General features: G+C 63.9%; 12 protein-coding genes. 1 reads left to right on the plus strand and 11 read right to left on the minus strand.

Going from position 1 to position 11,989, the window contains the following annotated elements; genetic code table 11:
- Positions 1-224 precede the first annotated feature (224 nt).
- From CBI38_RS36810 to CBI38_RS36855, 10 genes are all read right to left on the minus strand, one after another.
- Positions 225-863, minus strand: coding sequence for a hypothetical protein (locus tag CBI38_RS36810; RefSeq protein WP_109336312.1), 639 nt, complete (start codon positions 861-863; stop codon positions 225-227).
- 11 nt (positions 864-874) lie between these two features.
- On the minus strand, positions 875-1,435 hold the full coding sequence (locus tag CBI38_RS36815; RefSeq protein WP_109336313.1) for a hypothetical protein: 561 nt from the start codon (positions 1,433-1,435) through the stop codon (positions 875-877).
- Complete coding sequence (locus tag CBI38_RS36820) at positions 1,432-4,569, minus strand: LysM peptidoglycan-binding domain-containing protein (protein ID WP_109336314.1); 3,138 nt, start codon at positions 4,567-4,569, stop codon at positions 1,432-1,434. The genes CBI38_RS36815 and CBI38_RS36820 overlap by 4 nt, the downstream gene beginning before the upstream one ends.
- A complete protein-coding gene (locus CBI38_RS36825; RefSeq protein WP_109336315.1) occupies positions 4,566-5,027 on the minus strand; it encodes a TadE/TadG family type IV pilus assembly protein in 462 nt (153 codons plus the stop codon). The genes CBI38_RS36820 and CBI38_RS36825 overlap by 4 nt, the downstream gene beginning before the upstream one ends.
- Complete coding sequence (locus tag CBI38_RS36830) at positions 5,024-5,476, minus strand: TadE/TadG family type IV pilus assembly protein (protein WP_109336316.1); 453 nt, start codon at positions 5,474-5,476, stop codon at positions 5,024-5,026. Before CBI38_RS36830 ends, CBI38_RS36825 begins: the two co-directional genes overlap by 4 nt.
- Entirely contained in the window at positions 5,473-5,889 is a 417-nt protein-coding gene (locus tag CBI38_RS36835) for a hypothetical protein (RefSeq protein ID WP_109336317.1), read from the minus strand. The genes CBI38_RS36830 and CBI38_RS36835 overlap by 4 nt, the downstream gene beginning before the upstream one ends.
- 190 nt (positions 5,890-6,079) lie before the next feature.
- Positions 6,080-6,337 (minus strand): hypothetical protein, encoded by a 258-nt coding sequence (locus tag CBI38_RS36840; RefSeq protein ID WP_109336318.1) that lies wholly within the window; start codon positions 6,335-6,337, stop codon positions 6,080-6,082.
- Between the two features lie 126 nt (positions 6,338-6,463).
- Complete coding sequence (locus CBI38_RS36845) at positions 6,464-7,363, minus strand: type II secretion system F family protein (protein ID WP_007299973.1); 900 nt, start codon at positions 7,361-7,363, stop codon at positions 6,464-6,466.
- Complete coding sequence (locus tag CBI38_RS36850) at positions 7,360-8,235, minus strand: type II secretion system F family protein (protein WP_109336374.1); 876 nt, start codon at positions 8,233-8,235, stop codon at positions 7,360-7,362. The genes CBI38_RS36845 and CBI38_RS36850 overlap by 4 nt, the downstream gene beginning before the upstream one ends.
- Complete coding sequence (locus CBI38_RS36855) at positions 8,235-9,881, minus strand: CpaF family protein (RefSeq protein WP_109336319.1); 1,647 nt, start codon at positions 9,879-9,881, stop codon at positions 8,235-8,237. Before CBI38_RS36855 ends, CBI38_RS36850 begins: the two co-directional genes overlap by 1 nt.
- A gap of 167 nt (positions 9,882-10,048) precedes the next feature.
- Here CBI38_RS36855 and CBI38_RS36860 point away from each other — a divergent pair, with 167 nt between their 5' ends.
- Entirely contained in the window at positions 10,049-11,137 is a 1,089-nt protein-coding gene (locus tag CBI38_RS36860; RefSeq protein ID WP_230990459.1) for an RNA-guided endonuclease InsQ/TnpB family protein, read from the plus strand.
- A 32-nt stretch (positions 11,138-11,169) separates the two neighbouring features.
- Here CBI38_RS36860 and CBI38_RS36865 read toward each other — a convergent pair whose 3' ends face one another.
- Positions 11,170-11,988 carry a hypothetical protein gene (locus CBI38_RS36865; protein WP_109336321.1) on the minus strand — a complete coding sequence of 273 codons (819 nt, stop codon included), beginning with the start codon at positions 11,986-11,988 and terminating at the stop codon, positions 11,170-11,172.
- Between the last annotated feature and the right edge of the window lies 1 nt (position 11,989).

The raw sequence follows: 11,989 nt of genomic DNA on the forward strand, positions 1-11,989 counted from the left end.
GGGAACCGCCGGTGCCAGGTGACGCTGAAGGTACCTGGACGTAGCTGCCTTGAACGACGATGTTCGCACCCAGATTTGCGGAACCGGGAGCGACGTCTATTCCTCCAGAACCGAAGCCGGGTTGTCCAAGCGCTGAGTGTGGCGACGCAACCAGGCTCCCCAGAACGAGCGCGCCGATCACGGCCGCATGGAAACGACGACGATTTGGCATGTGTTCTCCTTGGTTATGGTGCATCGCATGGTGCGTATCGGGCTGCTGCATCGCTGGTGACTCGCCAGCCGTTTGCATCGGGCCAATCCGCATTCCGGACGGTCAACTGGGCGAGCACAAACTGCGGCCGGTTGACGTCGTAGGCGGGACTACCGTCTGACTTCGTCCAGGTCATACCGGAGATGTCGGTGCAGGCGCGCACGTGGACCCAGGCGGGCCCGGAGATAGCCTTGCCGTCGTCGCCTACAGGTATGCCGGCGTCGGTGATCTTCGCATCGACAACCTTGACGTCGCCCGCTCCGACCACGTTCTGCGAGCGGCGCAGGGTGATATCTCCCCGCCAGCTATCCAGCACGGGACCACCGGCAACGGTGTCGAGCTGCTCGATCGGCGCAGCGGCATCGCCATCAAGCTTGCCCACGACAGCGTAGAAGTCGTTGACCTTCGCAAGCGCCTGTTCCCGTGCCAACTCGTCAGGAGTCTTGTTCGACGTGTCCGCCCCGTCGGGACCCTCGAACGCCGGGTCGCCGGTGGCAGTGAGCTCTACCGCCGGATCCGCCGCGTCGGTGTCGGAGCAGGCGGTCACGCCGACCAATAGGGTCGTCGCAGCCAAGGCGGCGACGGCGGTTCGGCGGATGGTGTTGTGTGCCATAGTCGTATCTCCTAGAAAAGTCCGGCATTGCAGGGCGTACCGGGCAGTGTGTAGTCGGCTGTGACTCTCCATCCTGCTGGGTCGGGCCAAGCGGTGTTCGTCAGGATCGGCTTCCCCAGCTCGAGAACGTCGGTAGCGCGGGCGAGGCAGACGTCCATCTCGATGGTCGCGGTGCCGGGCGTAGGGATGCCGTTTTCGTCGATCGGGATGTTGTGGCGGGTGATGGTGTTCTTGAGAACCTTGACCTCGCCTGCGTCCGCCTCGATGCGATGCGCGGTGATGTCCCGCTTCGTCGATTGAAGGAAGTTGCCGGCCGCGACATTGTCGAGATCTGCGGGGTTGGCGGCGGGATCGGCACTCAGTCGCGCGAGCATCGTGTAGTACTCGTTGACCTTCACCAGTGCGGCTTCACCGGCCTGTTGCTCGGGGGACTTTCCGGAGCCGGGCGGTCCGGTGAACGTGGGTCCGGTGTTGGTTTCGAGGGTGACCGGTTCTGGGGTCAGGATGCTGCAGCTGGCTGTCAGGCACATCGCAGCAGTGAGTGTCGCCAGTGCGGCGATGCGGCGCGTCATGATGCTGCTCCGATCCGGTAGTGGCTCCCGTAGGTGGAGTCGAGCTGACTCAAGAGCATCTTGGTTTCGTGTTCGGGCTCTTCTTCAAGGGCGTCGAGCTCGGTGATCATGCGATCGATCAACCTTTGGGTGGTCTCGGTGTCACCCGAGAAGTGGGTGGCGATGATCGCCGCACGCCAGCACCCTTCGTGGACGATGTCGACCTTGAGGCCCCTCTCCGCGGCGGCGTGTGCAGCCGCGAGGTCCTGGCGAACTTGTTGGCCGCGGATGTAGCGGGTGGCGAGCTCCTCGGCGACGTCGGTAACGGCGGAGATCATGTCTTGCTTGGTGTGGTCGGCCCACCCATAGGCGGTGGGGTCATCGCTACTGAAAGGTTGACCGGTGACCAGGGCCAGTGCGGCGGATAGCCGGGCGGTGTCGACGTCAGCGGGATGGGAATTGACGAGTTCCTGCCAGTAGTCCCAGTCGGTCGTGACGGCGTCGTGGAGCCGTTGCGGGGTCCGGCCAGTTCGATCTCCGGACTTGGTGAGGGCGGGTTCACCGGTCTCGGTGTCACCGAGCCACTTACGCAGGCGAGAGAGCGCTTCGTTGCGGCGCCGGCGGAGCCGGGCCTTCGCTTCTTTCTCCTGCTCGGCTGTGCCGGTTCTGGCGGCTTCGACGTCATGGGGCCAGATTTTGCTGTCGATGTCCGCGGCGAGGACTCCGCCATCAGTGGTGATGAGAAGCGCGGCGATTTCGGTCAGGCTCTTCTCTCGGCCTTCGGCTGGCCCTGGTGACGGGGGTGTGACGGCGGGTTCGCCGAGCAGCCTGATCCAGATGTGATCCGCCTCGGGCAGCTCGCGTTCTGCGGTGATCTCGTCTGAATCGGACGGCTCTGGTCGGTCGACGGCGTGGTCGAGGTCCTCGTTCCCGACCACGCTGAAGGTTGCGGGATCGGAGCTGGTGATGAACTCGTCGGTCGAGATGTCGTTGTCGAGACGGGCTGCTTCCCATCGAGTGTCAGGGTTATCGCCCGTGTGGGCGATGCGAGGTTCGCGTGAGGTGGTGGTCAGTAGGTCTAGGACGGACGCGTAGCTCTCCTCGTTGAGGGTGGTCACTGTGATGTCGGCCGACGCGGCTCCTGGACGAGCAAGGACGGCCGAGCCGTTGTCGTTGACCTCGAGGGTCCATTTGGCGTTGGTATGTGCGCTCTCGGTGGTCACTGCGGCGAACGCGATTCGGGGTGCGTGCCGTGCGATGCCGGCGAGTAGCCCGGCCTGTGCCTCGGTCACCGGATCGGCGATCAGAACGATCTCGGGTGCGGTCAGCTCGCTGGTGGTGTACGACGTGCGTGCCTGCGCGATTGACTCGAAGTCGTTGTCCGCGAGGATTTCGGAGTCGAGTTCGAGGTGATTGGCGAGTGTCGTCAGTACCGTGTCGGCGTACTTGGAGTGGGTGATGCGGCCGTTGTCGATTGCCTCCGGCAGGTCGGCGCAGTATCCGACGAGGTTGAGGTGGAGGCTGTCGGCGATGGGCGAGACTGCGAGCTCGACGGCGAGCGCACGCAGCACCCCGGCTGTTGCAGTCGGGGTGCCGCTGATGGCGAGGTGGCCGATCTGTTCGAGGTTGAGCAAGAGGTCGCGACCGTCGTCGCTGGTTCCGACTGCCGTCAGCGCCGGGTACGGACTGATCTCGGCCTCGGGAACGCTGCGCGGAAACGCTCTCGGATCTACTGACCAGGTCGTGTCGTCGATCTGTGTCCAAGGCGCGGGGAGTGAGACCTGTTCGACAAGTCCGAGCTCGATGTCGTTGTCACCGACGAAGACCGCCAGCAGGCCCGGCAGAGCGATACCCGTGGACCTGCAGTGGTGCGCGAGGTGTCGCAATGCGATGTCGACATGGGTGGTGGTGAGCGGATCAGCGGCGGCCGTGAGTGCTTGCTCCGCCTGGATCGCGGTTTCGGCGGGAAGGGCGATGCGCTCGCCGCGGCGGCGGCGATGTTGTTGCTTGCGGCGACGAAGAGCGAGATGCCCGGTGAGTCCAGCTGCAGCAACCGCTGAGATTCCGAGACCGATGAACACGACGTCGGATGAGCCGTCTGCGGTATCGGTCTCTGCCGGCGCGTCATTGGTGACGAGGTCGGCAGGCATTTGAGGCTCGACGGGGTCGAGTTGCCAGTTGGGGGCGACATCCACAGGCGCGGGCGCCGGAGCGGGAGCCGGAACAGCTTCCGGAGCCGGCGCGGGAGCCGGAGCCGGAGCCGGAACAGCATCAGCCGGCGGCACCAAGGCCGGCGCCGGCGTAGCGTCAGCCGCCGCGGAGGCGGCGGTGGGCATGATCAATTGCTGACCGACCGTGATCAGCTCGCCAGCCGGGGTGCCGTCGGGAGTCGTGATCTCCATGAAACGCAAAGGATCGCCGAGCTCTCGCTCGGCGATATCCCACAGGGTGTCGCCCTGCTTGACCGTATAGGCGCCGCGTACCACCTCGGGCTGGGATGCGGGCAGCTGCAGGGTCAACCCTTCGGCCAGAAACCCTGGCTCGGGGACAGCAGTCCGGTTGAGGTCCAGGATCTCGGTGTAGCGGCGGCCCTCTCCGAGATGCTGCTGGGCTAATCCCCACAGGGTGTCTCCGCGCACGGTCGTCACTGTCGGCCCCGCCGGTTGTACCGCCACCGGGGTAGCCCGCGGATCCACCTGGGTCTGCGGTGACGCGCTCGGATCTTCCTGCTGCGAGTGCGGCGCGTACGGAGAGGTGCTTCCCACGTCCGCAGGCTGGGTCAGGACGGGTGCGGCGGTGGCGGTTCCGGCGGTCAGGAGCAAGAGGGCGCCGCTGACGAGGAACGTCGCCGTCCGCTGTTGTGAGCGAAGAAGGCGCAGCTTCGGCGCTTTGACGCCACGCAGTGTCGCCGCGAGTTCGAGCAGAATCGGGACGGTGAAGGTGGCCCAAGCAGCCCAGCCAACAAGGGGAAGAAGGGCGATGAGAAGACTGCCGTCATCTGGACTCGCGAGCAAACCTTCGAAATCCGACCACGGTATGTCGAGCGGATTGCCGCGCAGCGCCCAGAGCGCGGCCGGGATCCCGGCGACAAGCATCACCAGGATCAGGAGGTAGCCGAGTCCGGCAAGGCGGGACCGCGCGGCGTTTGCGCTCACGGAATGTACACCTCCCCGGCGTTGGTGCGGTTGAGATTCACAGCGGCCGTACCGACGAGCAGTTTCGTTCTGGGGTATGGCAGAAGTTTCGAGTTGTAGACGATGCGGGTCGTGATCAGGAGGGTGCGCGGGCCGGTGGGGATCACGTCGCCGTCGACGCCGGCCTCGAACAGGTATCTCTTGGCGGCTGCCGTCGCGCGGACCGGGTCGACGACCGTGTCGATGCCGCGGGCGCTCACCGATCCAATGATCTGCTGACCGGCTGCTCGGGCAGCATCCTCGGCGACGTTGTCGGCTCGCTGGTCGGCGGTGAGCATGCCGCCACCGTCGACGATCAGTCCCCAGACGAAAAAGATCAAGACAGGGGCGAAGACCACCGTCATCTGGGTGACGGCACCCTTGTCGCGGTGCTCCTCCGGCAGTCGGGAGGCGAGTCGCTTACGCAGGGCGTTGGTCATCGTGTGCGCTCCCGGTAGGTATCGATCGGCGAGATTGCGGTAGCGGTGACGGTGCGGGCACCATTGACTCCGGGCCATCCAAGAGCGTCGAAGGAGACCTGGCAGGTCACGGTGACCTCGACCGTGGCGGGGACACCAGGTCTGGTGCGGAATCCGCTGGTATCGGCGTTGACGTTCATGGTGGCGCACTTGAGACCTTGTCCGTCCATGCTGCCGGCCGCTGCTTGGTACGCCAAAGGAGTGGCCGTGGCGATGGTGCGGGCGAGTGAGGCTGCACGGGCACCCTCGGTGGCGGCGTGTTCAACCTTCTGGTGCGCCTGTCGGTTGACGCCGTACGCATACATCCAGCCCAGGAGCAAGATCAGGATGACGGTTGCGAGGCACAGCTCGATCGTGACGTCGCCCCGGTCATCTCGGCGGGCGCGGGATATCCATCGGGTGAGTCTCATCCGATTCCTCCCGGGTTGGTGACGCGTTCAGTCGGTTTGGTGTGGTTGACGACGATGGGGAATTCGAGACCCGGGACGAGGGAAGGGGCCTTTCCGGTGATGTTGACGGTTGTTTCGCGGATGTTCTTGCTGACGAGGACAACCGGGATCTGCAGGTCACCGGTGCCTGCCTGGGTGATGCAGGCATAAGCGGCAGCTGTTCCGAGCGCTTGGTTGCCGTACTGGGATCTTGTGTTCTTCAGTGCCTTTTCGGCGCAGCTGTTGGCGACGTCGCGGCCGTGGAAGAACAGAGCGGTTTGCAGCAGGACCGAAAAGATCAGAAGGAATGCGACCATCGCGATGACCGTCACGAGCGTCGCCGGGCCTCGGTCATCGCGGCGCCATCGGTCGATCAACTGTTCCAGTGTGACCATGGTCTGCTTTCCGATAGTTGTTGGACGGCTGGCTTTTCAGGACGGAATGGGGATATACGGCCACGGCCAGGAGTCGATTCCGAGCTGCACAAGTACCGCAGCGACCGCCACCATCGCAGCGGCCTGGAAGACCCTCACGAGGTATGTCACGTACTCACCGTCTCTCCAATCGATGCAGCGCTGTCTGATTTCAGTCGGGGATCGCGTTTGCGCGGGACATGATCTTGCGGACGATAATCGCTCCGGCTGCGGCGGCGGCGCCGACGACCAAGACGGCGAGGAAGACGTACTCGAGGGTGGAGGGTCCGCGGTCTGAGTCTTTGCCGCCGGCGCGGTGGAGGAGGGTGCCGACCAGTGCGGCGACGAACATCATCGTGAGGGTGATGTAGGAGGTCACGGCCTCGCGGGCGGTGCGCCGGGTGGCGGTAGCGACGGTGGTGATGCTCATGGTGGGCTCCTTGTGTTTGGTCGATGTGTAGCAGGTGAGCTGGACTGGATGATCGTGACCGGCCAGGCTCGGCGGTCTGGGCGTCTCGCTCCTTTCGCGGCGCCGGCGGCGCACCATCGAATCGGACTAGCCGGTGATGATGGTCAGTGCCGGGATGAGCAGCAGCATGATGAACAAGCCGGCGAGTCCGGCCAGCGGCATAGCCAGCTTTTCGGTGGCCTCGGCGGCTGCACCCTGTTCTGCGCTGGCCTGAGCGGATCGCAGGCCCGCGGCCTTTGCCCGCAGTGATGCGTAGACGGATGCGCCTTTGTCTCCGGTCATGTTCATGATGTCGGCCAGGTCGCCCAGCTCGGTAAGGCCGAGCTCATGGGAGACGCGTGTCAGGGCATTCCACGGGGCTTCGCCGGAGCGCCCGGCTTCGTACAGTTCCTCGTCGAGGCGCAGGAACACCCATGAATCTCCCACCTGCGCAGCGCGCTCGAGGCTCTGGGTGGTGCCGATGCCACCGCGTCGGCACAACGCGACGAGATCGATGTAGGAGCTCAGTGCCTGCGCGAATTCCGCTCGTGCCGCGGTTGCCCGGCGTCGGATCTCGATGTCGGGGATGAGGAAGAGCAGGAAGGCGGTCGCAATCGACAGGATGGCCGGGATGGACCATCCCAGGCCGACCCCGAATGCAGTCAGGACGAGGTTGAGGAAGGGGAAGATGAGCAGTCCGAGCAGTGCTGCGACGAGCTTTTCCCCGAGTACGTGGGCGGGATCTCGGTGCAGCAGGGCGAGATCGGCGTTGGGGAGCGTGAAGAATTTGCTGTCCTGCAGGTAGGGGTGGACCCGGATGCCGAGTTTGTTCGCCATCCCGTCGATCAGGGAGGTTCCGGCTGTCGACGTGCGCTCCGGGGCCGGTCCGGACAGGCGCGACATGGCATCGCTGAGTGCGGGTTGTGCGCGCATGAAGTAGAGGGCGACCAGGTAGATGCCGATTGTTCCGACGCTCGTGTAGAGGATGACTGTCATCTGAATGCTCATCGCTGCGCTCCTACGAGGTCGGTGCGGTTGACGCGATCATTGGTGCCGATAAAGCGGGGGTAGGTCGGCGGTTTGGTGGCCTGCTTCATCCAGTACAGGTCGGCCGCGAACAGGGTCAGCAGGATCAGTAGCACGATCTGCATTCCGCCCGACTTGTACGGTTCCATGAAGTTGGTGAACAGGAACGCTGCCGCGAGTGTTGTGATCGCGATGATGGTGACCCATTTCGCCTGTGTACGGCTGGATTTGCGGTCGGCCTCGGTGCGGCGACGGCGCGCGACCATGTCACCGACGTCTTCGGCGAGGCCTTCGAGCACGGCTGCAAGTCCCACGCCCCGCAGTTGCATGCTCAGTAGCAAGGCGCCGCAGATCTTGTCGCCGACACTGTCGTTGAGGTCCGAAGCGAAACGTGTGATCGCATCCACCGGAGGGACGTTGTTGCGCAGGCGGCTGATGAACGCCGTGATCTCCTCCCGTAGCGCCTCCGGGATCGGAGTGGAGATGATGGTGTGCTCGATTCCCGAACCAGCCTTCATGCTGCTGGACAGGTTGCGGGCCCACTCATCCATGGCCGCCAGCCGACTGATCTGCTGCTCTGCTTCGGGACGGCCGAGCAGGTACGGCAAGCCGACCAGCAGCGCCGGGACCAGAAAGAGGGTGAAGAGCCAACCCGAGAGGGACGATACGACGATGCCAGCGGCGAAGCCCACGACGAGCAGGATCTGGGTGCTACGCGGGATCTTCGACGAGCTGCGGCGCCGGCGCTGACGCGTGGGCGCGGTGGGATCGCGGCGGTCTTTCCATCCCATGATGATGCAGGCGACCCCGGCGCACAGCAGCAGTACCAGGAAGATGCCGATTTGCTGATACATCACGCCACCTCTTCATCGTCGTAGAGGTCGCGTTCTTCGTCGAAGTGGCGAAGGCTGTCGCTGGGGAGGTTGATTCGCTTGAATCCGCCGGCGAGCAGCTTGCGGAGCAGAGGTTGTGGAATGGATCCGAATTCTCCTGTGCCGTCCGAGTATCCCCGGTAGATCGTGGAGAAGGACGGCTTCTTGTCGTCGCCGGGCTCGACGTAGACGACTTCGTCGACGTAGCGGACCGAGGTGCGCGACCCTTCGCCATCGACGCGGACCTTCGTGCCGAGTTGGACGATCAGGTCGATGTGCTCTGCGAGCTGGCGTTCGACGTAGTCCACCGTCGCGTTCATCGGGGGTTCGGTCGCCAGGTTCACCAGACGGTCGACTACACCGCGAGCGGTGTAAGCGTGGGTTGTGGATAGCCCTCCTCTGGCCGTCTGCAGTGCCTTGAGAAGAGCGAGGATCTCGTGACCGGCGACCTCACCGACGATCATGTAGTCGAGCTGCTGTCGCACGAACTCGTACAGGATGTCCGAGAGGGTGTAGCTGCCGGCGAGCTCGCCGTCTGCACCGCGTTCTCCGCCGCCCAGGATTGTCTCGGCGTCGACCACGAAATCCTCGCGGCCGGGGAGTTCGTCGATGAAGAGTTCCCGTTCGGTTTCCGCGATTCCGATTCGCGTCTGCAGAGGAAGCGCATTGGCCAGTGCACGCGTGAAGGTCGTTTTTCCGAAGCCCATTCCGCCGCCGGTGACCACCGAGGCACCGCCACGGACCGCGCACGAGAGGATGGTCGCGAGCTCGATCGGCATCATCCGATGTTCGACGGCGAGCTGATCGAGGGCGATGTTCTTGAGGCGGTGGATGCGGATTGCCACCGAGGGCCGTTTGACCGAGTAGCCCATGACCGACAGTCGGTGGCCTCCGCGCATTGTCAGACGCAGTGACGGATTGAGCCGGGAGAATGGCCGGCCGCCGTTGTCGGCGCGTGAGGCAAGCAGTCCCATCCACTCGAGGAGTTCCTCGGGGGTGTCGACCACTGGGTCGCGGTGTTCATAGTGTCCGTCGGGGAACTTGACGTAGACGGCCGCGCCGTTGAGGAAGATGTCGGTGACGTGCGGCTCTTCGACGAGTTCCTGCAGCGGGCCCAGGTTGAACTGCGCGTCGAAGATGGCCTTGATCAGGGCTTCTTCTTCGACGATTGTGAAGGCTTCGCCGCCGGAGTTGATGGTCTTCTGGACGTGGTTCTTGACCAGGCCGGTGATCGTCTCACGGCCGAACTCGCGTTCTTCTTCCTCGGTGAACGGGGCGAAATATTTGCCGGCGTTCTTCGGGTCGTGGCGCTCACGGTCGCGCGCTGACCGGTAGTCACGCAACAGTTCCGCAGCTTCTTTCTGCAGAGCGCGGACCAGGGCGCGATCGACCTTGACCTTCGCGGGCGGCGGCACGGACCGGCGCGCAGTGTCGGTGTGCCCGTTGGTGCTGGCCGGTGGCAGTTCGTGTAGGCGAAGCGATCGAAACGGATCGGTGTCGGGGAGGGTGATTTCCGATACCGATCTGCGGCCCCCACCTGCGAGGTCGGTGTCGGGGATCGGAGCTGAGAAGAAGGGAAGATCCATCATCTTGCTCTGCCGAGATTGTGTCGAGTCGTCGGAGCTCACCGGGCACCGCCGCCTCGGTGGTCATGACCCGGCGTCTCGGCGAGGTCACGGTGTGCAGACTGTGAGTTCGGATGCATGTCAGTGCTCCTGGATAGGCTTTCGGTGTGAAAGAGACGGTGCGGTACAACTACCGGCTTCGGCCTGGAATCAATGCCGAACGCGCACTCATGTCTGAGTGGCACCGATGCCGCTTCTTGTGGAATGAAGCTGTTCACCAACAGAAGTCGGGCGAGAAGCCGACGTTCGGCAAGCTCGGAAAGCTCCTCACTGAGGTGCGGGGTCGAAACGCGTGGCTGCGCGGCGGATCGCAGGTTCCTCAGCAGCAGATGCTCCGCACCTACGCCCGGGCACTCACGCAGTCGTTTGAGGTGAAAGGTCGAGGCCGACCCGCGTTCAAGTCTCGGAAAAAGAGTTTGCCGTCGCTGGAGTACACACTGCGCGGATTCACGATCAAGAACCGGCGGCTGGTTCTGCCGAAAGGCGTCACCATCCCGGTGGTATGGTCCCGAGACTTGCCGTCCGAACCGTCCAGCGTTCGCATTACCCGGGACTCTGTCGGACATTGGTACGCCTCGTTCGTCGTCCGACGCGACATGGTCGCAGCACCAGCAGTTGAGGGCGGCGTCGGAATCGACTGGGGCGTAAGCACCACAGCCACGGCCAGTGACTCCGCATTCGACTTCCCCCACCTCGGACACCGGAGACGGTGTGCCGCCGAATTGGGAAAAGCGCAACGACGTATGTCGCGGAGACGCAGCGGTCGACGCGGAGCCCAGTCGAAGGGATACCGTAAAGCCAAGATATCTGCGGCGAAAATTCACAAGAAGGCGTGCCGCCAAAACCAACACGATTCCCGGGTGTGGGCCAAGCGCATCGTCGACAACAACGCGCTGATCGCAGTCGAGGACTTTACACCGAAGTTCCTGGCCCGCTCCTCGATGGCACGCAAAGCCGGCGACGCTGCTATTGGTGCCGCCAAACGAGAACTGATCGACCGTGGTGTGCGGGCTGGCCGGAAGGTGGTGTTGATTCAGTCCGCGTACACGACGATGACGTGTTCCCGCTGCTTTGCAAGAGCCACGCACCGGCTGGGTCTCGCCGAACGTACCTTCCTGTGCCACCACTGTGGTCACACCGACAGTAGGGACAGGAACGCCGCCAGGACGATCTTGGCTGTGGCAGAACGGGGCCACACTCGCGTTGACGATGTGAGACATTTGCAGCCCTCCTTCGGGTCGGTTGTCAGTGCAGTCTGAGCTTGAAATCCTCGGCTCACGCCGAGGAACCGTTAACGACGTTCTCCTGTCAGTGTCGGCAGCGCAGCATTGAGCGCGGGACCGGACTTCCAGTCCGCCTGATGGCTCACCGCGAATTTGGTGATCTTCGGCCAGGTACTGCGGTGCAGGGTGTGCAGGTAGATCGAACGGTGACGCCGCCATTTGCTGATGGACAACCCGTCCGAGAAGACCTTGGCGTCATCGGAGTCGGGCAGGACCGCGATCACGTCAAGTCCGGTGACTTTCGTGACTTCCTCTGCGTTGTAGGGGGACTCACCGATCAGAATCAACCCCAGACTTGCCCGTGATTGCACCGCGGAGAGCTGCTGTCGCAGGGCGTTCTGCGAGGCGCGTAACGCTGCGATTGCCGTTCGCTCAGTGCGGGTGACGATTGCGATCGTTGTCGCGTTGACGATCAGTTCGATCGGAGCGCCTCGTTGCCCGATCCGGCCGGCGTCGACGATCACGTTGGTGTCGTCGACGCTCAATCCGGCCAGGTGGACACCCAACGGTCCCCACACTGGCCGCATCGCATCTGCCTGGGCGGAGTGGATCAGCCCCGGGAGCAATGACACCGACGATTCCGGGATCTGGATGAGTTGCTCGGTCAGAGCAGCCTTGAGGCGCCCGTGACGATTCGCGTCGACGAGATTGATCAAGGAACGATCGTGATAGTGGTTTCCGAGCATGTATCCGGCCAGGACCGGCGAGGACCCGATGGCATCCGCTTCTACGAGCAGAGTCCGGTCGGTCGGTGAGTTCAGGGCCAGGGCGAGCGCCGTGGTGCTCACACCGGGTGAGCGTGAGGCGGATGTCAGTGCGAGAAACATC

It is taken from the genome of Rhodococcus oxybenzonivorans, assembly GCF_003130705.1.
Lineage (GTDB): Bacteria > Actinomycetota > Actinomycetes > Mycobacteriales > Mycobacteriaceae > Rhodococcus_F > Rhodococcus_F oxybenzonivorans.